Below are 23,251 nucleotides of genomic sequence, written 5' to 3'. Positions count from 1 at the left end.
CATGAAGAAACTCGCGGCCACCGCCCTCGCCGGGCTGCTCGCCCTGACCCTGGCCGCCTGCGGCGGAACCGCAGGCGGAGCGGCGGGCGACCAGACCGTCACGCTGTACACAGTGGACGGTCTCGAAGACTGGTACGCCCAGCGCTTCGAGGAGTTCAAGGCCAAGACCGGGATCACCGTCCAGGCCGTTACCGCCGGATCGGGTGAGGTCGCCTCCCGGGTGGAGAAGGAGAAAGCCAACACCCAGGCCGACATCCTGGTCACGCTCCCGCCGTTCATCCAGCGGGCCGCGTCGCAGGGCCTGCTCGCCGCCACGGCGCCCGCCGGGATCGACCAGGTCGCCGCCGGCCAGAAGGACGGCCAGGGCCGCTACTTCGCGATCATGAACAACTACCTCAGCTTCATCCGCAACCCGCAGGTCTCGCCCAAGACCTGGGACGACCTCCTGTCCCCGTCGCTCAAGGGCAAGCTCCAGTACTCGACCCCCGGCGAGGCGGGCGACGGCACAGCGGTCCTGCTGCAGCTCCAGCACGTCCTCGGCGAGCAGGGCGCACTCGACTACCTCGCGAAGCTCGAAGCCAACAACGTCGGCCCGTCGTCCTCCACCGGCAAGCTGCAGCCGAAGGTGGCCAAGGCCGAGATCCTGGTGGCCAACGGCGATGTCCAGATGAACCTGGCCGCGATCGAGAAGAGCGGTGGTTTCGAGGTCTTCTTCCCGGCCGACGCGCAGGGCAAACGCTCCACCTTCGCGCTCCCGTACTACGCGGGCCTGGTGAACAACGCGCCGCACGCCGAGAACGCCAAGAAGTTCCTGGACTTCCTGCTCTCGCCCGAAGTGCAGGGCAAGGTCGTCGACGCCTTCGGTGCCCCGTCGCGGACCGACGTCACGTCGTCCGGCCCGCGGGCGGACAAGGTGAAGGCCGCCCTCGACGGCGTCGAGATCTGGCAGCCCGACTGGAACGCCGTCCTCGCGAAGCTCGACGCCGACCTCGCCGCGTACAAGAAGGCCGTGGGCCGATGACCCCGGCGGTCGAATTCCGCGGGGTCTCCGTCCGCTTCGGCCAGACGACCGCCCTCTCGCCACTGGATCTCACCGTGGCGAGAGGGGAGACGCTGGCGATGCTCGGACCGTCCGGCTCCGGCAAGTCGACGGCCTTGAAGGCGCTCGCGGGTTTCGTCGTGCCGAGCACCGGCCGGGTCCTTCTCGACGGCGAGGACGTCACCGAGCTCCCGCCGCATCGCCGCGGCCTCGGCGTCGTCGTGCAGAGCTACGCGCTGTTCCCGCACATGCGCGTCGAGGCGAACGTCGCTTTCGGCCTCAAGGCACGGAAAACGCCTCGGGCCGAGACGGCGAGCCGGGTCGCCGAAGCGCTGGAGCTGGTCGGGATGGGCGAGTACGCCCGTCGTTACCCGCGTGAGCTTTCGGGCGGGCAGCAACAGCGCGTCGCGCTCGCGCGGGCACTGGCGATCCGGCCACGGGTGCTGCTGCTCGACGAACCACTGTCCGCTTTGGACGCCGCCCTGCGCGAGGACATGGTCGCGGAACTCCTGCGGCTGCGGGCCGAACTCCCCGACACCACGCTGATCTACGTCACCCACGACCAGGGCGAGGCACTGGCGCTGGCCGACCGGATCGCCGTCATGCGCGACTCGAAGCTGGTCGAACTCGGCCCGAGCCGCGAGCTGTACCAGCGACCCTCCACGGAGTTCACCGCGAGCTTCCTCGGCGCGTCCAACCTCATCCCGGTCGAACTGATCCAGGCCGACGGGACCAGGGTCCGGCTCGGTGACCGCGAGCTGGCGGCCGATCCGTCCGGGACCTTCCGGGCGGGGCAGCCCGTCGCGCTCGGCGTCCGGCCGCACCGGGTCGGGATCACCGAGGCGGACGCCCCCGGCGCGCTGCCCGCGGTCCTGCGTGGGGTCCAGTGGTGGGGCACGGGCTTCCGGCTCGACCTCGAACTCGCGCACAACGGGGACGAGGTCCGGGCCGAAGTGCCGGACATCGAAGGGCTTCCGAGGGTGGGGGAACGGGTCGGAGTGTCCATTCCGGACGGTTGCCCGCTGGTGGGCGTCGGATGACCGGCCTCGCGCTCGCCACCACGGCGACGGCATCGGCGCGGCGGCGGGAGAAACAGCCAGGACGTGGTTGGTTCCTGCTGCCGCCGGTGCTCGTCCTGCTCGGCTTCTTCGGCTACCCGCTCGTGCTGGTCGTCCTCCAGTCCCTGGAATCGAAGACCGGCGAGTTCGGCTTTTCGGTGTGGCTGGAGGTCTTGGGCTCGGCGGAATTCCGGGACGCCGCCTGGAAGACCGTCGCGCTCGCGCTCGGCGCCACCGCGGGTTGTGTGGTGCTGGGGACGTTCCTCGCGCTGGTGATCGCGTTCGTGCCGTTCCCCGGCGCGCGGACGCTTTCGCGGCTGGTGGACACCGTGCTCGCGTTCCCGTCGTTCCTCATCGCGCTCGCGTTCACCTTCATCTACGGCAGCGCCGGGATCCTGGGCGCGGGCGGGTTCCTGTACTCGCCGTTCGGGATCCTGCTGGCGGAGATCACCTTCTACACGCCGTTCGTGATGCGGCCGGCGCTCGCCGCGTTCGGCCAGGTCTCGTCGGCGCAGATGGAGGTCGCGGCCAGTCTCGGCGCGAAACCCGGCCGCGTGCTGCGCCAGGTGATCCTCCCGGAAGCCTTGCCGTCACTGGCTTCCGGTGCCTGCCTGACCATGCTGCTGGCGATGAACGAGTTCGGCATCGTGCTGTTCCTCGGCGCCAAGGACGTCACGACGCTGCCGATGCTGGTCTACGGCAAGGGAATCGTCACCTTCGACTTCCCGCAGGCGTGTGTCATCGCGGTGGTCAACGTCGTGTTCTCCCTCGCCCTGTACGGAACCTACCGGCGACTGACGAAGGGAGGCCGTCGTGCTGCTGTGGACCAGGCGTAGCCGCGTCCTGCTGTGGGCGGTGTTCGCGGTGCTGTTCACCGCGATCGTGCTGGCACCGCTGCTGATGATCCTGCTGGCGTCGGTCGCCGGGAACTGGACGGGACTGCTGCCGGGCGCGCTCACCGGCTCGCATTTCGCGCAGGCGCTGTCCGGGGAGACGTTCGCGAGTCTTTCGGTGAGCATCCAGACCGGGGTCATCGCGTCGCTGGTGTCGGTGCTGCTGGGGACGTGGGCCGCGCTCGCCGCGCAGTCCGCGCCGTCCAAGCTGCGGAAGGCCGTCGACACCCTGTTCCACCTGCCGATCGCCGTGCCGTCGGTGGTGCTGGGGCTCGCGCTGCTGGTCGCGTTCAGCCGCCCGCCGCTCGCCTTCAACGGCACGCGCTGGATCGTCCTGCTGGGCCACGTGATGATCCTGCTGCCGTTCTCCTACAGCACGGTTTCCGCCGCGATCGCGCGGATGGACCCGCTGCTGGCGCAGGCGGGGGCGAGTCTCGGCGCTTCGCCGGTCCGGGTGCTGCTGCGGGTGCGGCTGCCGGTCCTGCTGCCGTCGATCTCGGCGTCGGCGAGTCTCGCGCTGGCGATGTCGATGGGCGAACTGGGCGCGACGATGATGTTGTACCCACCGGACTGGCGCACGCTGCCCGCGAGCATTTTCGCGCTCACGGACCGGGGACAGGTGTTCCTGGCGTCGGCGAGCACGGTGCTGCTGCTGGCCGTCACCCTCGCCGGGGTGGTGATCCTCGGTCTGGTCCGCGGCCGCGCGGCGCAGCGTTGATGCAACCCTCGGTGAGCTTCATTCCGTCCTGGAACCATGATGAACGCAGCGAAGACGCTGGGCGCGGGGCTCGTGCTCGCCGCGACGGCGGCCTGCGGGGCGGGCGGCCCCGGAGCACCGGCGGACACGAGTACCCCTCCGGTCGTCACCACACCTTCGGATCTGCCCACCTCGCTCCCGGCGAGCCCACCGGGAGCGAAACCACCGATGTCGCGTCCGACCGTCGGCCCGCCGCCCTCGGACAAGATGCTGCCGCCGTCCCAGGTCGAAACCCAGCTGCCCGCACAGGTCAGCGCCGAGAACGGCGGCCTGAACGTGCACCTCGAACTGAGCGGCTGCGACGAGGCGAGGGCGAACCTCGCCGAAGAGAACGCGCAGCGGGTCGTGGTCGCCGTGACCATCGACCACGGGAAGCCGGGACAGATGTGCCCGCAGGTGATCCGCTACGCCGTCCTGCCGGTGAAACTCGCCGAGCCACTCGGCACCCGGACCGTCGTTTTGTGAACGGTCCGGGATGCAACCCCGCGGCGGCTTCGTTCCGTCCCAGTCACATGAGGTACTTAACGAATGTCATCGGCCTTGGCCTGATCGTCGTTGCGGTATCCGCTTGCGGGGCGCAGAACCAGGCAGCGGAGCCCGCGGCCGGACCCGGGAGCGGCACCCTGAGTACCGTGCCGCCGTCGCCGTCCGCGCCGCCGTCCTCCTCGCCTGTGCCCGCGCCGAGCAGCAAGCCGGGGAGTCAGCCGGGTGTGCCGGGCGCGCCTCGCCAGGAGGTTCCGGAAGGCAGCACCAAGCTGCCGGACAAGCAGCTCGACGCGTCGGCACTGCCCGCGGACTATCCGCGTGAGGTGTACACCAGCAACGGCGGGACGGTCCTGAACGTCCGCGGCCAGGAAGGCGGCTGCGGGCACGCGACGGCGGAGGCCGCGCAGCAGGATGGGACCAGGGTCACCGTCAACCTGACCGAACTGAAGGGCCAGACCGGACAGATGTGCACGATGGACATCCGGCATCCGGTGATCTCGGTGACGCTGTCGGCGCCGCTGGGCGAGCGGACCGTGGTCCTGAAGCAGATGCGATAACGCTCGCGGGCGCTATGCCGCGAATTCCGTGAAGGCCTCCTTGCCTACCCTGAAGGTAGTGAAGGAGGCCTTCACGGACGTCTCAGCGGAAGCTGATCTGCAGCACCGGTTCCGAAGTGGCCTCGAAGAAGTCGTTGCCCTTGTCGTCGATGACGATGAACGCGGGGAAGTCCTCGACCTCGATCTTCCAGACCGCTTCCATCCCCAGCTCGGCGTACTCGAGGACGTCGACCTTCTTGATGCAGTCCTGCGCGAGCCGCGCGGCCGGGCCGCCGATCGAGCCGAGGTAGAACCCGCCGTGCTCATTGCACGCGGCGGTCACCTTCTTGGACCGGTTCCCCTTCGCCAGCATCACCAGCGAACCGCCCGCGGCCTGGAACTGCTCGACGTAGGAGTCCATACGGCCCGCGGTGGTCGGGCCGAAGGAGCCCGACGCGTAACCCTCGGGCGTCTTCGCCGGGCCCGCGTAGTACACGGGGTGGTCGCGAAGGTACTGAGGCATCTCTTCGCCCGCGTCGAGCCGCTCGGCGATCTTCGCGTGCGCGATGTCGCGGGCGACGACGAGCGGACCGGTCAGCGACAGGCGGGTCTTCACCGGCAGCTGCGAGAGCTGCGCGCGGATCTCGGCCATCGGCCGGTTGAGGTCGACGGTCACCACCTCGTCGGACAGGTCGTCCTCGGTGACGTCCGGCAGGAATTGCGCCGGGTCGCGTTCCAGCTGCTCCAGGAAGACGCCGTCGGCGGTGATCTTCGCCTTCGCCTGGCGGTCGGCCGAACACGAGACGGCGACACCGACCGGGCAGGACGCGCCGTGGCGCGGCAGGCGGATCACCCGGACGTCGTGGCAGAAGTACTTGCCGCCGAACTGCGCGCCGATGCCGAACTGGCGCGTCATCTCCAGCACCTGCTGTTCGAGGTCCACGTCGCGGAAACCGTGGCCCAGCTCGGAACCTTCGGTGGGCAGGTCGTCGAGATAGCGGGCGGAAGCGAGCTTCGCGACCTTCAGGTTGAACTCCGCCGACGTGCCGCCGACGACGATCGCGAGGTGGTACGGCGGGCAGGCCGCGGTGCCGAGGCTGCGCAGCTTCTCGTCGAGGAACTTCGCGAGCCGCTTCGGGTTCAGGACGGCTTTCGTTTCCTGATAGAGGAACGTCTTGTTCGCGCTGCCGCCGCCCTTGGCCATGAACAGGAATTCGTAGCTCGGGTCGCCGGCTCCATCTTTATGATAGAGCTCGATCTGCGCGGGCAAGTTGGTGCCCGTATTGCGCTCGTCCCAGAAATTCACCGGCGCCATCTGCGAATAGCGCAGATTCAACTCCTGATAGGCGTCGAAAATACCGCGGGACAGCGCGCGCTCGTCGTCGGCGCCGGTGAGCACGCCCTCGCCGCGTTTGCCGATCACGATCGCGGTGCCGGTGTCCTGGCACATCGGGAGGACGCCGCCGGCGGAGATCGCCGCGTTGCGCAGCAGGTCCATCGCGACGAACCGGTCGTTGCCGCTGGCCTCGGGGTCGTCGACGATCGCGCGCAGCTGCGCGAGGTGTGACGTGCGCAACAGATGCTGGATGTCGGTGATCGCGGTTTTGGCGAGCCTGGTCAGCGCCTCGGGCTCGACCTTGAGGAACTTCCGGCCCGCGGCTTCGACGACCTCGACACCTTCGGTGCCGATCAGCCGGTACTCGGTGCGGGTGTCCTTGGCGAGGGGAAGGACTTCGGTGTACTGGAACGTGGTGGGCGCCACTGCGCGGGCTCCTTTGCCGGCATCGGGAACCCGCCCACGGTACCCAAGCCCGGGGCCCGGCCCGGAGAGGCCACGGCGGAAGTAACCGGGGCCACTGGCGGTGGGTGCCGGCGCGCGTGGGTCGTGAGTGGCGTTTCGGGTTCTAACCCGAAACGCCACTCACGACCCACGGGACCGAGTGCAATTCCCGTGCTGCAATTTGTCGTCGCGCCGGACAAAGAGTTCGGGAGGCCGGGCCCACCCCGACGGACCCGACCTCCCGGGGAAAGCGATCCGGGTGCGAACACCCGACCGCGAAGACTTATTACCTGCTCGACGGTCTCGTGACGCAGGTCATAAGTCAACGCTGCCGAACGGGTGTTGCTTTTTCGAGCCGAAACGGCTCAATCGCATTACGAAGCGTAGGCGCGCAGGCGGTCCGCCCGCTCACCCTGACGCAGCTTCGACATGACCTCTCGCTCGATCTGCCGAACGCGCTCACGGGACAGCCCGAAGTGCTTGCCGATCTGGTCGAGCGTGCGCGGCTGGCCGTCGTCGAGGCCGTAGCGCAGGCGGATCACCTGGGACTCGCGGTCGTCCAGCGTCGCGAGCACGCGGCGCAGGTCGTCCTGGAGCAGACCGGAGATCACGGCGCTCTCGGCGTCGGTCGCCTCGGAGTCCTCGATGAAGTCACCGAGCGGGGCGTCCTCCTCGGTGCCGACCGGCATGTCGAGGCTCACCGGGTCACGCGAGTGGTCGAGCAGGTCGGAGATCTTGTGCGCCGGGATACCCGATTCGGCGGCCAGCTCCTCGTGGGTGGCGTCCCGGCCGAGCTGCTGGTGCAGGTCGCGCTTGATGCGGGCCAGCTTGTTCACCTGTTCCACCAGGTGGACCGGCAGCCGGATGGTGCGTCCCTGGTCGGCCATCCCCCTGGTGATGGCCTGGCGGATCCACCAGGTGGCGTACGTCGAGAACTTGAACCCCTTGGAGTAGTCGAACTTCTCCACCGCGCGGATCAGACCCAGGTTCCCCTCCTGGATCAGGTCGAGCAGCGGCATCCCCCGGCCGGTGTAGCGCTTCGCGAGCGAGACCACGAGGCGGAGGTTGGCCTCCAGCAGGTGGTTCTTCGCGATGTGGCCGTCACGCACCAAGGCGGACATCTCCGAACGCCGCTTCGGCGTGAGACCCTCGGCCGTGTCGAGCATGTGCTGGGCGAACACGCCCGCTTCGATGCGCTTGGCCAGCTCGACCTCGTCGGCGGCGGACAGCAGCGCCGTCTTGCCGATTCCGTTGAGGTACACGCGAACGAGGTCCGCGGCCGGGCTCTGGGCGTCGAGGTCGGCGTCGGTGAGCGCCCCCGTGCTCACCGGCTCCTGGGTGGATTGCGCCGGGATACGGCGCTCGCGAATCCCGCGCGCTTCGCGTTCGAGAGTCTGGACTGACATTCTGCCTCCCCGGTCACGGGCTGAACGTGCTGCGGTCGTCCGCCGGGTCCGTCTCGGTGTAGCAGGCCCTGTGGAAAACCGGCTACTCCTCCTCGGCCCAGCTTGGCTGGACACTTGGCTCAACGCCGGGAGGTCCGAAAACGTTCCCGGCCGCTACAGAGGAGACGGGCGGCTGACCTGGGGCGTTGCTCCACCAACCCTGAGCTTTTCCTGAGAATGCCCGTGCCGGGGAGAAAGAAACGTGGTCTAGACCTCTATGAGGAGGGTGAACGGACCGTCGTTCACGCTCCGGACCGCCATCATGGCCCCGAACCGGCCGGTTTCGACCCGCGCGCCGCGTTCGCGCAACGCGTCGACGACGGCCGTCACGAGGGGTTCGGCGACCTCCGGCCGGGCGGCCGCCGTCCAGGACGGACGGCGGCCTTTGCGGGTGTCGCCGTAAAGAGTGAACTGGCTTACGACGAGCAGGGGAGCGCCGGTGGTGGCGCAGGACTCCTCGTCGCGAAGTATGCGAGCTTCGTGCAGTTTGCGTGCCATCGTCGGCACCTTGGACCCGTCGTCGTCGGCGTGGATTCCGAGCAGCACCAGCAAACCCGGCTCGTCGATGGCACCGGTCACCTCGTCGCCGACGGTCACGCTCGCTTCCGTGACCCTCGCCACCACCGCCCGCATCAGACGGCGGGGAGGAGCATGCCGTGCCGGACCAGCTCCCGGACGACGGGCAGCGCGGCTTCGGCCAGTTCCTCCGGTTCGAGGCCCTGAGCGGCCGCCAGGAGCACGATCAGGTCCTCCATGGGAAGCGCGCCCTGGCAGCCCGCGAGCAGCCGCGTCGCGAGTTCGTCCACTTCATGCGACCACCCGGGACCGTCCGTGCGGTGCAGCCGCTGGACGGTGGTGGACCAGCCCTCCTCGCCCGGCTCGGCGACGCTTTCCAAGAGCACGGTTTCCGGCACCCGGAAACGGACATCGAGGAGCGAATCACCGTTGGCGCGAAGCCATTCCACCCGGTCCAGCCAGTTCGAGGCCTCGGCGCCCAGCGGGTCGTCGTAGGCCTGGCGCAGGTCTTCGCACACGATCGTCGGGGTCGCGCCGTCCGCCCGCCGGAGCGTGACGAAGCCGAACCCGATGCCCTGGACGTCGTTTTCGTCGAACCAGTCGAGCCACGCTCCGGATTTCGCGCGGCCTTCCGGGGACCGGGGGTCGATGCCCGCGTCGCGCAGCCACGTGCCGACATACAGCCCCGGATCCGCGATGTCCCGCTGGACGAACCACGCGTCGGTCTCGGCGGGCAGCCAGCGGGTCACCCGATCGCCCCAGTCCTCGCCCTTCACGTGCAGCCAGGACGCCAGGAGCTGGCCGGTGCCGCCGTCGTTGAGGAAGCCGGGCAGCTGCCGCACCACGAGCGCGCTGGCGTCGTCACCCGCGAGACCGGAGTCGCGGTAGGTGTAGTCGACCCGCGGCGGGCCGACCACGAACGGCGGGTTGCACACGATCTGGTCGAACCGGCGCCGCGCGACCGGGGCGAACCATTCGCCCCGGACGAGCTCGACGTCCAGTTCGTTGAGCCGGAACGTCGCCGCGGCCAGCGCGAGCGCGCGGGCCGAGACGTCGGTCGCGGTGACCTTCTTCGCGTGCCGGGTGGCGTGCAATGCCTGGACGCCGTTGCCGGTGCCGACGTCGAGCAGGCTGCCGACCTCACGGCGGCTGGTCGCCCGGATCAGGCTGAGCGAGGCGTGCCCGACGCCGAGCACGTGGTCTTCGGGCACGGTCGTGCCCAGGACGTCGGCGTCGAGGTCGGAGACGACCCACCACGAGCCTTCGTCGTCGCCGTGCGGGCGGACGTCGAGACCGGCCCGGTAGCCGTCGGCGGCCGGCACGAGCAGCGTCGCGGTGACCGCGTCATCGAGGGACAGTGGCGCGAAAGCGGCCTCGACGTCCTTCTCCGGTTCGGTGGATCCCAGCAGGAACAGCCGGATCAGCGTGCCGAGTTCACCCGCGTCGCGGGTCGCGCGGTGGGCGAGTTCCGGTTCGCCGCGGCCGAGGGCGCCGTGCGCGGAACCGAGGGCGCCGACCACGCCGTCGGCGTCGTACCCCGTCCGGCGGAAGGCGTCCCGCAGCCTCGCGCAGACGTCGTCGGACAGGTCGGGGAGGGCCGCTCGTGTGCTCACGGTGGGTAATACTGCCAGGATTGGGTCGTGAGCCTCGAGAGTGTCCTGGCACCGCTGCAGGCGGCGCTGCCCGGATTGGAAGACCTGTACACCGACCTCCACCGGCATCCGGAGCTGTCGTTCGCCGAAACCCGTACCGCCGCCGAGCTGGCGCGGCGTCTGGAGGCCGACGGCTACGAAGTGCACACCGGTATCGGGCGCACCGGCGTGCTGGGCGTGCTGCGCAACGGCCCCGGCCCGAAGGTGATGCTGCGCGCCGACATCGACGCGCTGCCGGTCGAGGAGAAGACCGGGCTGCCGTACGCGAGCACCGCGCGCGGAGTCGACGCCGAGGGCCGCGAAGTCCCGGTGATGCACGCTTGCGGCCACGACATGCACGCCACCTGGCTATCCGGCGCCGCCTCGCTGCTCGCGGCCGGCCGCGAGCACTGGTCCGGCACGCTGATGGTCGTCTTCCAGCCGGGGGAGGAAGCGGGAGACGGCGCGGCCGGCATGGTCCGCGACGGGGTCTTCGGGCCCGCCGGCAAACCCGACGTCGTGCTCGGCCAGCACGTCGTACCCGGTCCGGCGGGGTGGGTGCTGACCCGGCCGGGCGTGATCATGGCGGCCACCGACGCGCTCCGCATCACCCTGCACGGCCGCGGCGGGCACGGCTCGCGTCCCGAGACCACGGTGGATCCGGCGGTGCTCGCCGCGTCCGTGGTGCTCAAGCTCCAGACCATCGTGTCGCGGGAGATCTCGGCGACCGAGTCGGCGGTGGTGACCGTCGGGTCGCTGCACGTCGGCACCGCGCACAACATCATCGCCGACCACGCCGTCCTCGAGGTCAACATCCGGTCGTTCGACCAGGCCGTGCGGGAGAAGGTCGTCGCGGCGGTCGAGCGGATCGTCCAGGGCGAGGCGGCCACCGCGGGCGCGCCGAAACCGCCGGAGATCGAGCGGATCGGCGCGTTCCCGGTCACGGAGAACGACGACGCGGCCACGGAGGGGCTCACCGCCGCCTTCCGTGACCACTTCGGCGAGGGCCGGGTGATGCCCGCGCCGCTGGTCACCGGCAGTGAGGATTTCAGCGAGTTCGGCCGCGCGGCCGGCGTCCCCTCGGTGTTCTGGCTGGTCGGCGGCATGGACGAAGGCAAGGTGATCGCCGCGATGACCGCCGGGCGCTTCGAACAGGACATCCCGTCGAACCATTCGCCGCTCTTCGCGCCGATCCCGCACCCGACACTTTCGGCGGGTGTCGAGACGCTCGTGGTCGCGGCTCTGCACCGGCTCACCCACCCGGGTGTCGGATGAGCCCGGCGAGTGGGAGCATGGAAGCCGGAGGTGGTGCTGTGAACGCGCCCGCCCACGGTCCCGAACCGAGGGAACCCGCTCCGGTGCTGATCACCGAAGCCGCCCCGTCCTACGAAGACCAGCTGGCCAAGCGGAAGCGGAAGTACATCATCATGATGTCGTTCCGCATCCCGTGCCTCATCCTCGCCGGGATCTTCTACGAGACCTGGTGGCTGGCGCTGGCCCTGATCGCGATCTCGATCCCGCTGCCCTGGGTCGCCGTCCTGATCGCCAACGACCGGCCGCCGCGCAAGAGCGAGAAGGTCAATCGGTACCAGGCCGAACCCACGCGGATCGAGAGCTCTGGTCACCGCGTCATCGACGGCGGCTGACCCGTTTCGCCCTCGTGAGTGGTGAGGACGGTTCTGGCCGAGGGGGTCTGGAGCGGGGTGTCGCGAAAGCCACTTTCGGGACATCAGACGTCTCGAAAGTGGCTTTCGCGACATGCTCACCAGGACGGTTCTGGGTCCGGCCAAGCCCAGCACCCAGCAGAACCCCGGTACCGAATGGCTCTGGCCTCGTGAGTGGTGAGGACGGTTAGAACCGTCCTCACCACTCACGAGGGGTGGGACTACGGCTGCGGCCCGACCTTCGAAACCGCCTGGGCACCCAGCCGCGTCCCGGCCCGAAGCACCTCCGCGGTGGACTCGCCGCGCAGCCACGCCGCGAGCACTCCGGCGTCGAACGCGTCCCCGGCGCCGGTGGAGTCGACGCATTCCGCGGGCTGCGACGGCACCGAGGTGATGGTGCCGCTCGCGTCGACCCAGCTGGCGCCGTCGAGACCGGCGGTGACCACGACCTCGCCGACGTAGTCCAGCAGTTCCTTCGCCGCCTCGGGATCGCTCGACCCGGTCAGCGCGACCAGCTCGCTGGTGTTCGGCATCAGCAGGTCGACGCCGCGCACGTCGTCGAGGAAGGCCGCGGGATCGGTGATCAGCGTCGCCGCCTGCGGGTCGACCGACGTCGTCAGCCCGGCCTTCTTCGCCGCCGCCAGGGCCGCGAGCGCCGCCGGCCGCGACGACGGGTACAGCAGGACGTACCCCGAGAGGTGCAGGTGGCTCGCCCCGCGCAGCGCCGCCTCGGTGACGTCCTCGGGGCTGAACTTCGCGTTGGCGGCGCGGTCGGCGAGCATGCTCCGCTCACCGGCGCCGTCGACGAGCACGACGACGCAGAACGTCGGTTCCTCGGGGTCCACCGCGAACTCGCAGCGGACGCCCGCCGCCTCCAGTTCGCTCTTCACCATGCGGCCGCCGGAGTCGTCGCCGATCCGCGCGACCAGCGTGGTCTCCGTGCCCTCGGCCCGCAGCCACAGCGCGGTGTTCGCGCCCGCGCCGCCGCTGGTGAAGTGGACCTTCGCGCGGATGTCGCCGCCGTGCGGGATGGGGCCTTCGTGCCGCGCGACCACGTCGAGACCGACGTCGCCGACGACGACGATGCCGCTCATGCGGCGGTCCCGGCGAGCGCGACGGCGACCGAAGCGGCCAGTTCCGCGTTGGACAGCACCAGCGCCTCGTTCGCGTCCAGGCTCACGCCTTCGCTGGCGGTGTGGAAGTGCTCCAGCAGCACCGGCGTGACGTCCTTGCCGTGCACGCCGCGCGACTTGAGGAGCTCCAGCCCTTCGGCGAGCAGCCGGTCGTGCAGTTCCTTGTCCATTTCGGACGCTTCCGGGATCGGATTCGCCAGCAGGACACCGGAATCCGCGTGTGCCTGGTGGGCGGCGATGACCGAGGCGGCCTGCGCGGAGTCGTCGACCCGCCACGGCACCTCGAAACCGGACGAGCGGAGGTAGAACGCGGGGAACTCGCCGGTGCGGTATCCCAGCACCGGCACCGAGTTGGTCTCCAGCACTTCGAGGGTCGCGGCGATGTCGAGCACCGACTTCACCCCGGAGCAGACGACCGTGGTCGGCACCTTCGCGAGCACGCCGAGATCCGCCGACACGTCCCAGCTCTGCGCCGCTCCCTGGTGCACGCCGCCCAGCCCGCCGGTGGCGAACATGCCGATCCCGGCCGCGGCGGCCAGCGCCGCGGTGCTCGCGACCGTCGTCGCCCCGGACCGGCCGAGGCCGACGGCCGGACCGATGTCGCGCAGGGAGAGCTTGTCCAGCTCCGCACCGGGCGCGCAGACGCGTTCCAGTTGCTCGCCGGTGAGGCCGATCAAAGGGACGCCGTCGAGGACGGCGATGGTCGCGGGGACGGCGCCGCCGTCGCGCACGACCTTCTCCAGCCGCCGGGCGACGTCGAGATTGCGGCCGGGCGGGAGACCGTGGGAGAGGATGGTGCTCTCCAGCGCGACGACGGGGTCACCGGCGGCGAGGGCGGAGGCGACCTCTTCGTGAAGGGACAGTTGCGGAGTCACGAACGAACATCATCGGTGATGTGGATCGGCGTCACGCCATCGGGTCAGTTCGTTCGCGAGGTTCGCGCGTGCCTTGCTCTCCCAGCGTGCCCGCGCGATGTCACTGCGGTAGAGCCGCGGCCTGGCCAGCAGGTTCTCCAGTACGGCCACGCGTCCTGCCCGCCAGTCCTCGTCCGAATAGATCGAGTACTCCTCCCGGACACCGCTCGCGTACTCCTCGTAGCGCTCCGGCGGCGCACCGAGGATGGCGAGGTCGGCGTCGAGCAGCGCCGTGGCGAGCAGGTCGTCGTCCGGGGCGGCGTGGTGGATCGTGCTCAGGACCAGCTCTTGGGCACGCTCGACATCCGTCTCGGGGACGCCGGCGTTGGTGAGTTCGTCGCGCGTCCAGGCAGCGCTCGCCCGTTCGTCCTCGCCGGGACGGGCGTCGTAGACGACGTCGTGCGTCCACGCCGCGACGGCGACGAGGGCGCGTTCGCGGGAGCCCAGGCCGAAGGCGACGGCGAGGTCACCGCTGTCGTGGGCGACCGCCGTGACATGCCGGAGATCGTGGTAGCGGCGATGCGGTTCGGCGTAACGGGTCTGGAGGTCGTCCCACGCGACGGCGGCGAGTTGGTGATCGCCGCCGAGCCGGGTGATCGCGGTGGGCCACTCCATCAGTCGAAGATCCCGCGCGCCTTGGCCACCTCGTGCAGCCAGCCTTCGAGCTGCGGCTCCCACTTGACCCGCTCCAGCGCGGCGTGGTCGACCTTGAACAGGCCGAGGAACTCCTGGCCGCGGCCGCCGAACCCGCCGCTCTTGGACACCCGGACACGTTTGGTCACCTCCAGCACGACCTGGGTTTCCGACGGCGAGGACAGGAAGGTCACCGCCACCGAGGTGAACACGGGGGCGAACCGCGGCGAAGGGGTGAAGCGGATCTCCTGGAAGAACGGGAGCTGCTGGACGGCGCCGTTGATCCGGCCGCGTTCCAGTACGGCCTCGCGGAAGACGAACCCGATCCGGCTGAAGGCGTCCAGGATCCGTTTCTGCGCCGGCAGCGGCTCGATCGCGGCGGCGTCGACGTCGACCGGGTCGGTCACGGAGTTCGCGATGTCCAGGCAGGTCTGCAGGCCGACGGCCATCCCGTTCAGCGGTTTGCCGAAGACGCTGGAGATCGGCGTCTCCCAGGGAAGGGCCACCTCGAACGGGAGGCGGACCTGCTGTCCCGGTCCGATCCGCTCGTTGCCCGCCAGCTGCTGGGTGCCGAATTCGAGGTCTTCGACGCCGGGGCGTCGTTCGTCCGGGAGGGTGACCCTGGCGAGCAGCTTCACCGAGAGGCCGTTGATCTCTTGATCGACTTCGCCGCCGAGCAGCAGGACCTCGCCGCGCAACGGGCGGCCGGGGGAGATCGTGCGGTCGAGCAACCGGGCGTCGATCTTCGCCCCGCCCGAGCCGAATGTCGCGAGCACCTTCTGGAACATGGGCGAGATCCTGCCAGGTCGTCGGTGTGCGCAGGAGGATTTGGGGCACAATGGAGGGGTGAGTACACAGACCCTTCCGAAGCCGGATACCCGTCCCGAGGGCACCGACGGCACCGACGACGATTCGCCGAAGATGTTCCACTACGTGCGCAAGAACAAGATCGCCGAAAGCGCGGTCATGGGCACGCACGTGGTGGCGCTGTGCGGTGAGGTCTTCCCGGTGACGAAGTCGGCGAAGCCCGGTTCGCCGGTCTGCCCGGACTGCAAGAAGATCTACGACGGCCTCAAGCCGGGCGACTGAGTGTCCGTCCGGTGTCCGAAACCGGACAAAATCTGAAAATCCTTCACATGGCGGCTGCCCGTCCCGGTCTTCGCTGGTAATCAGTACGCGCCAGCGAAAACCCGCCGGGACGGAGCCTTCATGCGTAGAACCGGGATCGTGCTCGCCATCGCCGCGTTGGTCGCGGTGTTCTCACCCGCCGCCGCCCAAGCCGTCACCGGCTGGACCACCGTCGGCTCGGACAACGCCCGCCCGCTCGACGAGGGCCAGGGCCTGGCCACCATCGAACGGCCGTCCGGGACGATCTACCGCTACACCGGGATCGCGACCGTTCCCGTGAACCTCTCGTCCCAGGGCTGGAACCACGTCGGCGACCCTGGCTCCGCGCAGGGCTGGTACGTCGAGCCGTACCAGCGCGACGACCGGGGAGCCAAGCTCTTCCGCGTCGAGTCGCCCAACGGGACGTGGGCGAACTACACGCACGCGCTGGAGTCGTGGGAGGCGAACAACAACTCGTTCGCCGCCGTGACCCCCGACGCGCGCTGGATGGTGGCGGGCGAGTGGGGCACGATGGACCGGCTCCTCGTGCACCCGATGCCCGGCGTCGCGCACACGAACCCGTCGGCGAACCTGCCGTACGCGTCCGCGATCCGGCTCGACAAGCCAGTGCGGGACATCCAGGGCTGCGACTTCCTCACCGCGACCAGGTTGCTGTGCGCGTCCGACGACCCCGAGGGCTCCCTGTTCGGGACCACGAAGCCGCTGCTGCAGGTCGACCTCTCCGGCGCGCTGTCCGGTTCGGACGTGACCGGGCGGGTCACGTCCCTGGGGCAGCTGCCGCTGAAGAGCACCTGCAGCGGGAACTTCGAGACCGAAGGCATCGACGTCGCCGCCGACGGGACCCTGCGGGTCGTCATGCTTTCGCCGTCGTGGTGCGTGGCCTTCGACAGCAAGACGTGGCGGTTCCGTAAGGCGTAACTCGCGTGATCAGACGCGTAACTCGCGTGATTGGAGGCGTACCTGCTCCAATCACGCGAGTTACGGCTTCAAACACGCGAGTCACGGGTTGCCGCGCCGCCCCCAAGTACGTGAAGGCCCCCTTCATTGCGTCTAGCGCAGTGAAGGGGGCCTTCACGTACTTGCCGTCGGGGCACGCGCATTCAGCCGGCGGAATGCCGGAAGGCGCGCCGGGCGCCCACCCGGCCCCGGCGCGCCTTCCTCCTGCCCCCAGGGTCTACGAAGCCGGCTCCGGCGTCAGCGTCTCGGTGACCGGGGCCGAAGACCGGCGGGCGTCCTTCTTCGCGCGACGTTTCTCTTTCCGCGTCTCGACCATCGTGTACAGCGTCGGCACCAGGATCAGCGTCAGCAGGGTCGAGCTGACCAGCCCGCCGATGACCACGATCGCCAGCGGCTGCCCGATGAACCCACCCTGTCCGGTCAGCCCGAGCGCCATCGGGACCAGCGCGAAGATGGTCGCCGCCGCGGTCATCAGGATCGGCCGCAGCCGTCGCCTGCCGCCTTCGACGACGGCGTCGGTGACGCTCATTCCCGCGGCCCGGTACTGGTTGACCAGGTCGATCAGCACGATCGCGTTGGTCACCACGATGCCGACGAGCATCAGCATCCCGATCAGCGCGGGCAGGCCCAGCGCGGTCCCGGTCGCCAGCAGCAGACCGATCGCGCCGGTCGCCGCGAACGGGATCGACACCAGCAGGATCAGCGGCTGGATCAGGCTGCGGAACGTCGCCACCATGATCAGGTAGACGATCGCGATCGCGGCCAGCAGCGCGAGGAACAGGTTCCCGAAGGCCTCCTGCTGGTCCTCGCTGACGCCGCCGAGCTTGTACGCCGCGCCGCCGGCGAAGGTCAGACCGTCCAATTTGGACTGGATGGCCTTCGTGGTTGCGGCCAGGTCCGCGCCGGTGTTCTTGGCGGTGACCGTGGTGCTCAGCTCGCCCGAGGTGCGGTGCACCGCGGCCGGGCCGTCCACTGTGGACACGGTGGCGACGGAGTCCAGCCGCACCACGCCGGCCGCGCTCGGGATCGGCAGCGCCTTGACCGCGTCGACCGACACCGGCGCCGTGCCCGCGCGCAGCACGATGTCCGTGCGCCTGCCGTCGACCGGCAGCTGGGTCACCGTGCGGCCGGCGATGGCCTGGTTCGCGATCTGGCCGATCGTGGTCGCCGAAAGCCCGCTCGCGGCGGCCTTCGCGGCGTCGACCTCGACCTGCACGCGCGGCGAGCCCTGCGCGAGGTCACTGGTCACCTCGGTGAGATCCGGAACACCGGACAGCGCCTGGCGGACCTGTTCGGCGGCGGGCTTCAGCGCGGCTTCGTCCGGTGCGGTGACGGTGATCGAGATCTGGTCGGAGTTGAACCCGCCCGCTTCCGCGCCGATCTTGACCTCGCCGAGTTCCGGCTTGTCGAGCTTGCCCCGCAACCGCTCCGACAGCGCGTCGAGGTCGGTGTCCTTGGCGACGGTGACCTGGATGCTGGTGGCCGTCCCGCCGCCGCCGAAGAAGTTGCCCCCGCCGATGCTCACCTGGTAGGTCTCGACGGCGGGTTCGGCAGCGAGCGCCTGCTCCACCGCGCCGGCGGCCTTCTCCTTGGCCTCGGGACTGGTGCCGGGCGGCAGCTTCTGCGAAAGGCTCAGCGTCGTCGAGCCGGACTGGTCGAGGAAGTTCGTGTTCAGCTGCGAGGCCAGTCCGACCGTGCCGCCGAAGATGATCAGCGCCAGCAGCACCACGGTGACGCGACGCCGGGTGGCGAACCGGATCACCGGGACGTACCCGCGCTGCAGCAGCCCGCGGCGTTCCTTGTCTTCGGCGGCCTGGCGCGTGAGCTCGGCCTCGCGCTCGTCCGCCGGGGTCTTGGGCGGCTTGAGGAACCAGTACGCGAGCACCGGCACGATCGTCAGCGACACCAGGAGCGACGCCAGCAGCGCCACGGTGACGGTGATCGCGAACGGCGAGAACAGCTCGCCGACGAACCCGCCCACGAAGGCGATCGGCAGGAACACCGCGACCGTGGTGAGGGTGGACGACGTCACGGCGCCCGCGACCTCGCGCACGCCGTCGAGGACCGCGCGCTCCTTCTCCTCGCCGTACGCCAGATGTCGTTTGATGTTCTCCAGCACCACGATCGAGTCGTCGACCACCCGCCCGATGGCGATGGTGAGCGCGCCGAGGGTGAGCAGGTTCAGCGAGAGATCGCCGGTCCACAACGCCAGCAGTGCCACGACCACCGAAAGCGGGATCGACACCGCCGTCACCAGGGTGGAGCGCACCGACAACAGGAACAGCAGGATCACCACGACCGCGAACGCCAGCCCCAGCAGGCCTTCGGTGGTCAGGCCGCTGATCGCGTCCTTGACCGGGGTGCCCTGGTCGAACACGACGCTCATCTCGGCGCCGATCTTCTTCGACAGCTCGGGCAGCTTGTCCCGCACCGCCTCCGAGATCGCGACCGCGTTCCCGTTCTCCACCATGGTGATCGAGAGCCCGAGGCTCGGCTTGCCGTTGGTACGCGTGATCGACGTCGGCGGCGCGAATCCGGCCTGGACGTCCGCGACGTCACCGAGCTTCACGGGCTTGCCCGCCTGCGCGCCGGGACGGGAAGGCTGCGACGGCGTGAGGTAGAGGTTCTTGATCGTGTCCACTGTGGTCGGTCCGCCGCCGACCTGGACGGTGAGCGTCTTGCCGCCTTCGGTCAGCGTCCCGGCCGGGACGGCGGCACCGGCGGTCTGCAGGGTGGTGGCGATCGACGACGGGTCGACCCCCGCGGCCGCCAGCTTCGCGTAGTCCAGCGCGATGGTCACCCGCGGCTGCCGCGCGCCGGTCACCTCGACCTCGCGGACACCGTCGATCTTCCGCAGCTCCGGCGCGACCTCCCCGGTCAGCGCGGGCGCGAGGGCCTGCGGGTCACCGGTGGTCCCGGCGGCGAGCAGCACGACCGGGAGATCGTCGGTGGAGCCCGCCGAAACCGTCGACTCGCTGTTCTGCGGCAGCCGTGTCTTCAGCCCGTCGACGACGCGCTGGATCTGCCCGACCGCCGCGTCGATGTCCGTGCCGAACTCGAACTGCGCGGTGATCCGCGACAGCCCCTCCGACGACGTCGAGCTCAGCTCTTCGAGCCCCTTCAGCCCCTGCAGCCCGCCTTCGAGCGGCTCGGTGACCTGCCGGTCGACCGCGTCCGGCGACGCGCCCGCGTACGGCGTGATGATCTGCGCCTGCGGGAACTGCAGTGACGGGAACAGCTGCTGCTTCAGCTGTGGCAGGGCGAAGGCGCCGAAGCCGATCACCACCAGGGCGAGCAGCCCGATGAGACTTCGGTTGCGCAGGCTCAATCTGGCCAGCGTGGACATGACGGTATCCCCCAGGAATGGCTCGGGACGGGCGGTTATCGCGAGCTTTTCACGGGAGGGGGTGGGGTGGATTCACACCACGGGTGGAATCCGAGTACGACTTCGGGATGAGGTCCCGCTCAACTTCGCCGGTCTGTCACCGAATCGGCTTCGCTCTGCGTTTCCTCGTTCACCGATTGTTCCGACACGTGTTCGGGGTCACCATCGGGGGAATCGCCGTTCTGGCGGGGGCGGCGGAGCGGGACCGTCGTCCGTTCCCACAGTTTGCGACCCTCTTCGGCGCGGATCCGTTCGTTCGCGCGTTCCATTTCCAGCCGCCGCCATTTCCGGCGCTGCCGTTTCGTCGCCTTGGCTGGCCACAGTTCCTGGATCGCGCTGTTGAAGTACGCGCCGCCGACCACCGCGAGCCCGATGAAGAACATCAGCAACAGGAACGCGATCGGCGCGGCGAGCGCGCCGTAGGTGTAGCCGGTCTTGGTGATCCAGTTCAGGTAGATCCGCAGCCCGATACTGGAGAGCAGGAACACGACCATGGCGAGCACCGCGCCCGGCAGCCCCCGGTGCCATGGCAGCCTGCGCGGCAGGGCGAGCTTGTACAGCGTCGTCAGCGCGAGCACGATCATCACGGCCAGCACGGGGTAGTACAGCGTGCCGACCCAGTACGACACCGTGTCGCGCCAGTCGGTGGGGAAGAACTGGGGGAGCAGGTCCGGCCCGATCGCCAGCAGCGGCAGCCCGACCACCAGGATGACCAGCCCGGCCAGGTACAGCAGCAGCGCGAAGATCCGCTGCCAGACGTCGTTACGGACGCCGTACTGGTCGTGCGCCACCGTGATGGCGTCGACGAACGACGACATCGCCGACGAACCCGCCCACAGGGAGATCAGGAAGCCGACCGAGACGATCTCGCCCTTGCCGACGAACAGGATGCTGTTGACCGTCGGCTCGATGATGTCGTGGACGGCGTTGTCGCTGAAGATCGTCTTGCTGAAGGTGATGATCCGGTCGTGGACCGCGGTCACGACCTCCTGGCCGAACCAGTCGCCGACGAAGCCGAGACAGCCGAGAAGCCCCAGCAGCAGTGGCGGCAGCGAAAGCGTCTGCCAGAACGCGGCTTCGGCGGCCTCGGAGAAGATGTTGCCGTCCCACGCCTTGCTGAGCGTGCGGCTGAGCAGGCGCAACGGACCCCTGCGGCCCTTCGCGACCTCGGCGGCCGTATCCGGACGGCCGTTCTCCTCGCTCATGCAGCTCCTCCGCCGGCGCCGAGCGCCCTTGACGGTGTCCAGCATGGTCCATGCCGCGCCATTCGGCTCGCCACCCCTGGGTTTTCGGGTGAGTAACCCGACAACGGGGGTGGCGCTTCCGGCGTTCCACGGGCCCGCGAGGTAGGCTTCCCGGAGTGCCCTCACCTCAGGCGCCGGCGTCGCGGCCGGATACCCAAGTGGGGGTTTTCGCTTGTGTCAGGGTGGATGACCAGGCGTTTCGGGTGAGGGAGGAGGGGAACCTGCATGTCGGAAACCGTTGAACGCGATCGAGGCGAGCTGGGCGCGCCTCCCGCGGCGAAGGACAGCACGGCCCGCCCGCTGCGTGCCTGGCAGCGGCGAGCGCTGACGAAGTACCTCACGAAGAAACCGCAGGACTTCCTGGCCGTCGCGACGCCGGGCGCGGGCAAGACGGTGTTCGGTCTCCGGATCGCCGCCGAGCTGCTGAGCGACCGGACCGTCGAGCGGATCACCATCGTCGCGCCGACCGAGCACCTGAAGCACCAGTGGGCCGCCTCGGCCGCGGCCGCCGGTATCGCGATCGACTCGAACTTCCGCAACGGCACCGGCGTCACCTCGCGTGACTACCAAGGTGTCGCGGTGACCTACGCGCAGGTCGCCGCGCATCCGACGCTGCACCGCGTGCGCACCGAGAACCGCAAGACCCTGGTCATCCTCGACGAGATCCACCACGGCGGTGACGCGAAGTCCTGGGGCGACGCGATCCGCGAGGCGTTCACGCCCGCCGTCCGCCGCCTGGCGCTCACCGGGACGCCGTTCCGCAGCGACGACTCGCCGATCCCGTTCGTCACCTACGAGGCCGACGGCTCGGGTTTCCAGCGCAGCAAGGCCGACCACGCCTACGGTTACGCCGACGCGCTCGCCGACGGCGTGGTCCGGCCGGTCGTCTTCCTCGCCTACTCCGGTGAGGCCTCCTGGCGCACGAGCGCGGGGGAGGAGTTCACCGCGCGGCTCGGCGAGCCGCTGACGGCCGAGCAGAACGCGCGCGCTTGGCGCACGGCGCTCGACCCGGCGGGCGAATGGATCCCGTCGGTGCTGCAGGCCGCGGACACGCGTCTCGCGCAGCTTCGCGCCAACGGCATCCCGGACGCGGGCGGCCTGGTGATCGCCACCGACCAGGACTCGGCGCGCGCCTACGCCAAGATCCTGGAGCGCATCTCCGGCCAGACCCCGACGGTCGTCCTCTCCGACGATCCCAAGGCGTCCGGGCGGATCAAGGAGTTCTCCGATTCGACCGACCGCTGGCTCGTCGCGGTCCGGATGGTGTCCGAAGGCGTCGACGTCCCGCGACTGGCGGTCGGCGTCTACGCCACGAGCGCGTCGACCCCGCTGTTCTTCGCGCAGGCCATCGGCCGGTACGTGCGTTCGCGCAAACCCGGCGAGACCGCTTCGGTCTTCCTGCCGAGCGTGCCGGTGCTGCTGGAGCTCGCCAGCGAGCTGGAGGCACAGCGCGACCACGTCCTCGGCAAGCCGCACCGTGAGAAGGAGGGCTGGGACGACGAGCTCCTGGCCCAGGCCAACCGCACCGAGGACGAGCCGGGCGAAGAGGAGAAGGCGTTCACCTCGCTGGGTGCCTCCGCCGAACTCGACCAGGTCATCTACGACGGCAACTCCTTCGGCACCGCGGTGTTCTCCGGTTCTGACGAGGAGCAGGAGTACCTCGGCCTCCCTGGTCTGCTGGAGCCGGACCAGGTCCGCGCCCTGCTGCGGAAGCGGCAAGAGGAGCAGCTCTCCGACGAGAAGCGGCGCAAGCCCAAGGCCGAAGAGGCGGCGCCGGTCGCGCGGCCGCAGTCGGTCAGCGAGCGGCTCGGCAGCCTGCGTAAGGAGCTGAACGCCCTGGTGGGCGTGCATCACCACCGGACGAAGAAGCCGCACGGCGCGATCCACAACGAACTGCGCCGGGTCTGCGGCGGCCCGCCGACCGCGATGGCTTCGGTGGAGCAGCTCGAAGAGCGGATCGTGACCCTGCGTTCTTGGTGACCGCCCTGTTTCAAGCGCGTGAAGGCCCCCTTCCCTCGGCTCAGCCGAGGGAAGGGGGCCTTCACGCGCAAC

The 23,251-nt window shown here is 69.7% G+C and carries 21 protein-coding genes; 11 read left to right on the top strand and 10 right to left on the bottom strand.

What is annotated here, in order from left to right; genetic code table 11:
• Position 1: 1 nt before the first annotated feature.
• The 6 genes from NQK81_RS09635 (at position 2) to NQK81_RS09610 (ending at position 4,790) form a co-directional block, all read left to right on the top strand.
• The gene (locus NQK81_RS09635; protein WP_257487918.1) at positions 2-1,021 is read left to right on the top strand and encodes a 2-aminoethylphosphonate ABC transporter substrate-binding protein; all 1,020 of its coding nucleotides are present in this window, start codon (positions 2-4) and stop codon (positions 1,019-1,021) included.
• Positions 1,018-2,079, top strand: coding sequence for an ABC transporter ATP-binding protein (locus tag NQK81_RS09630; protein ID WP_257487917.1), 1,062 nt, complete (start codon positions 1,018-1,020; stop codon positions 2,077-2,079). The genes NQK81_RS09635 and NQK81_RS09630 overlap by 4 nt, the downstream gene beginning before the upstream one ends.
• Positions 2,076-2,933, top strand: coding sequence for a 2-aminoethylphosphonate ABC transporter permease subunit (locus tag NQK81_RS09625; RefSeq protein WP_257487916.1), 858 nt, complete (start codon positions 2,076-2,078; stop codon positions 2,931-2,933). Before NQK81_RS09630 ends, NQK81_RS09625 begins: the two co-directional genes overlap by 4 nt.
• Positions 2,911-3,708 (top strand): ABC transporter permease, encoded by a 798-nt coding sequence (locus NQK81_RS09620; protein WP_257487915.1) that lies wholly within the window; start codon positions 2,911-2,913, stop codon positions 3,706-3,708. Before NQK81_RS09625 ends, NQK81_RS09620 begins: the two co-directional genes overlap by 23 nt.
• A 36-nt stretch (positions 3,709-3,744) precedes the next feature.
• Positions 3,745-4,212 carry a hypothetical protein gene (locus NQK81_RS09615; RefSeq protein ID WP_257487914.1) on the top strand — a complete coding sequence of 156 codons (468 nt, stop codon included), beginning with the start codon at positions 3,745-3,747 and terminating at the stop codon, positions 4,210-4,212.
• 167 nt (positions 4,213-4,379) lie between these two features.
• Positions 4,380-4,790, top strand: coding sequence for a hypothetical protein (locus tag NQK81_RS09610; RefSeq protein WP_126731467.1), 411 nt, complete (start codon positions 4,380-4,382; stop codon positions 4,788-4,790).
• 82 nt (positions 4,791-4,872) lie between these two features.
• Here NQK81_RS09610 and NQK81_RS09605 read toward each other — a convergent pair whose 3' ends face one another.
• From NQK81_RS09605 to NQK81_RS09590, 4 genes are all read right to left on the bottom strand, one after another.
• Positions 4,873-6,531: a fumarate hydratase gene (locus NQK81_RS09605; protein ID WP_257487913.1), complete on the bottom strand. Its 1,659-nt coding sequence runs from the start codon at positions 6,529-6,531 to the stop codon at positions 4,873-4,875.
• A 392-nt stretch (positions 6,532-6,923) separates the two neighbouring features.
• Positions 6,924-7,955, bottom strand: coding sequence for a sigma-70 family RNA polymerase sigma factor (locus tag NQK81_RS09600; RefSeq protein WP_126731471.1), 1,032 nt, complete (start codon positions 7,953-7,955; stop codon positions 6,924-6,926).
• A 246-nt stretch (positions 7,956-8,201) separates the two neighbouring features.
• Positions 8,202-8,627: a D-aminoacyl-tRNA deacylase gene (gene dtd, locus NQK81_RS09595; protein WP_257487912.1), complete on the bottom strand. Its 426-nt coding sequence runs from the start codon at positions 8,625-8,627 to the stop codon at positions 8,202-8,204.
• Positions 8,627-10,123 (bottom strand): DUF7782 domain-containing protein, encoded by a 1,497-nt coding sequence (locus NQK81_RS09590; protein WP_257487911.1) that lies wholly within the window; start codon positions 10,121-10,123, stop codon positions 8,627-8,629. The genes dtd and NQK81_RS09590 overlap by 1 nt, the downstream gene beginning before the upstream one ends.
• A gap of 27 nt (positions 10,124-10,150) precedes the next feature.
• Here NQK81_RS09590 and NQK81_RS09585 point away from each other — a divergent pair, with 27 nt between their 5' ends.
• On the top strand, positions 10,151-11,416 hold the full coding sequence (locus NQK81_RS09585; RefSeq protein ID WP_257487910.1) for an amidohydrolase: 1,266 nt from the start codon (positions 10,151-10,153) through the stop codon (positions 11,414-11,416).
• A 17-nt stretch (positions 11,417-11,433) separates the two neighbouring features.
• On the top strand, positions 11,434-11,787 hold the full coding sequence (locus tag NQK81_RS09580) for a DUF3099 domain-containing protein (protein WP_126731478.1): 354 nt from the start codon (positions 11,434-11,436) through the stop codon (positions 11,785-11,787).
• Positions 11,788-12,026: 239 nt separating this feature from the next.
• On the opposite strand, the gene NQK81_RS09575 is transcribed toward NQK81_RS09580, so the two are convergent.
• The 4 genes from NQK81_RS09575 to NQK81_RS09560 are packed head-to-tail and all read right to left on the bottom strand — an operon-like array spanning position 12,027 to position 15,273.
• Positions 12,027-12,899 carry a carbohydrate kinase family protein gene (locus NQK81_RS09575; RefSeq protein WP_257487909.1) on the bottom strand — a complete coding sequence of 291 codons (873 nt, stop codon included), beginning with the start codon at positions 12,897-12,899 and terminating at the stop codon, positions 12,027-12,029.
• Positions 12,896-13,813 (bottom strand): pseudouridine-5'-phosphate glycosidase, encoded by a 918-nt coding sequence (locus NQK81_RS09570; RefSeq protein WP_257487908.1) that lies wholly within the window; start codon positions 13,811-13,813, stop codon positions 12,896-12,898. Before NQK81_RS09570 ends, NQK81_RS09575 begins: the two co-directional genes overlap by 4 nt.
• 9 nt (positions 13,814-13,822) lie before the next feature.
• Entirely contained in the window at positions 13,823-14,467 is a 645-nt protein-coding gene (locus tag NQK81_RS09565) for an HD domain-containing protein (protein WP_126731484.1), read from the bottom strand.
• Complete coding sequence (locus NQK81_RS09560) at positions 14,467-15,273, bottom strand: sporulation protein (protein WP_126731486.1); 807 nt, start codon at positions 15,271-15,273, stop codon at positions 14,467-14,469. The genes NQK81_RS09565 and NQK81_RS09560 overlap by 1 nt, the downstream gene beginning before the upstream one ends.
• Before the next feature lie 58 nt (positions 15,274-15,331).
• Here NQK81_RS09560 and NQK81_RS09555 point away from each other — a divergent pair, with 58 nt between their 5' ends.
• Together NQK81_RS09555 and NQK81_RS09550 are read left to right on the top strand one after the other, a co-directional pair.
• Positions 15,332-15,574 carry a DUF3039 domain-containing protein gene (locus tag NQK81_RS09555; protein WP_007033595.1) on the top strand — a complete coding sequence of 81 codons (243 nt, stop codon included), beginning with the start codon at positions 15,332-15,334 and terminating at the stop codon, positions 15,572-15,574.
• Between the two features lie 120 nt (positions 15,575-15,694).
• Positions 15,695-16,531 (top strand): hypothetical protein, encoded by an 837-nt coding sequence (locus NQK81_RS09550; RefSeq protein WP_257487907.1) that lies wholly within the window; start codon positions 15,695-15,697, stop codon positions 16,529-16,531.
• A gap of 256 nt (positions 16,532-16,787) precedes the next feature.
• Here NQK81_RS09550 and NQK81_RS09545 read toward each other — a convergent pair whose 3' ends face one another.
• Entirely contained in the window at positions 16,788-19,916 is a 3,129-nt protein-coding gene (locus NQK81_RS09545; RefSeq protein ID WP_257487906.1) for an efflux RND transporter permease subunit, read from the bottom strand.
• A gap of 119 nt (positions 19,917-20,035) precedes the next feature.
• Positions 20,036-21,160, bottom strand: coding sequence for a YihY/virulence factor BrkB family protein (locus NQK81_RS09540; RefSeq protein ID WP_126731493.1), 1,125 nt, complete (start codon positions 21,158-21,160; stop codon positions 20,036-20,038).
• 264 nt (positions 21,161-21,424) lie between these two features.
• Between NQK81_RS09540 and NQK81_RS09535 the strand changes: the two genes are divergently transcribed.
• Positions 21,425-23,179, top strand: a complete 1,755-nt coding sequence (locus NQK81_RS09535; RefSeq protein WP_034317045.1) for a DEAD/DEAH box helicase — start codon at positions 21,425-21,427, stop codon at positions 23,177-23,179.
• Positions 23,180-23,251: the final 72 nt, after the last annotated feature.

The organism is Amycolatopsis roodepoortensis, from assembly GCF_024628825.1.
In the GTDB taxonomy this organism is placed as follows: Bacteria; Actinomycetota; Actinomycetes; order Mycobacteriales; family Pseudonocardiaceae; genus Amycolatopsis; species Amycolatopsis roodepoortensis.
The sequence above is the reverse complement of the archived record's forward strand: the minus strand, read 5'-3'. Positions and strand labels throughout refer to the sequence as shown.

Excerpts from the sequence above, each read along its gene's own strand:
- NQK81_RS09635 (WP_257487918.1), top strand. The coding sequence starts at position 2 with ATGAAGAAACTCGCGGCCACCGCCCTCGCCGGGCTGCTCGCCCTGACC.
- NQK81_RS09630 (WP_257487917.1), top strand. The coding sequence starts at position 1,018 with ATGACCCCGGCGGTCGAATTCCGCGGGGTCTCCGTCCGCTTCGGCCAG.
- NQK81_RS09625 (WP_257487916.1), top strand. The coding sequence starts at position 2,076 with ATGACCGGCCTCGCGCTCGCCACCACGGCGACGGCATCGGCGCGGCGG.
- NQK81_RS09615 (WP_257487914.1), top strand. The coding sequence starts at position 3,745 with ATGATGAACGCAGCGAAGACGCTGGGCGCGGGGCTCGTGCTCGCCGCG.
- NQK81_RS09600 (WP_126731471.1), bottom strand. The coding sequence starts at position 7,955 with ATGTCAGTCCAGACTCTCGAACGCGAAGCGCGCGGGATTCGCGAGCGC.
- dtd (WP_257487912.1), bottom strand. The coding sequence starts at position 8,627 with ATGCGGGCGGTGGTGGCGAGGGTCACGGAAGCGAGCGTGACCGTCGGC.
- NQK81_RS09580 (WP_126731478.1), top strand. The coding sequence starts at position 11,434 with ATGGAAGCCGGAGGTGGTGCTGTGAACGCGCCCGCCCACGGTCCCGAA.
- NQK81_RS09575 (WP_257487909.1), bottom strand. The coding sequence starts at position 12,899 with ATGAGCGGCATCGTCGTCGTCGGCGACGTCGGTCTCGACGTGGTCGCG.
- NQK81_RS09565 (WP_126731484.1), bottom strand. The coding sequence starts at position 14,467 with ATGGAGTGGCCCACCGCGATCACCCGGCTCGGCGGCGATCACCAACTC.
- NQK81_RS09560 (WP_126731486.1), bottom strand. The coding sequence starts at position 15,273 with ATGTTCCAGAAGGTGCTCGCGACATTCGGCTCGGGCGGGGCGAAGATC.
- NQK81_RS09550 (WP_257487907.1), top strand. The coding sequence starts at position 15,695 with ATGCGTAGAACCGGGATCGTGCTCGCCATCGCCGCGTTGGTCGCGGTG.
- NQK81_RS09545 (WP_257487906.1), bottom strand. The coding sequence starts at position 19,916 with ATGTCCACGCTGGCCAGATTGAGCCTGCGCAACCGAAGTCTCATCGGG.
- NQK81_RS09540 (WP_126731493.1), bottom strand. The coding sequence starts at position 21,160 with ATGAGCGAGGAGAACGGCCGTCCGGATACGGCCGCCGAGGTCGCGAAG.
- NQK81_RS09535 (WP_034317045.1), top strand. The coding sequence starts at position 21,425 with ATGTCGGAAACCGTTGAACGCGATCGAGGCGAGCTGGGCGCGCCTCCC.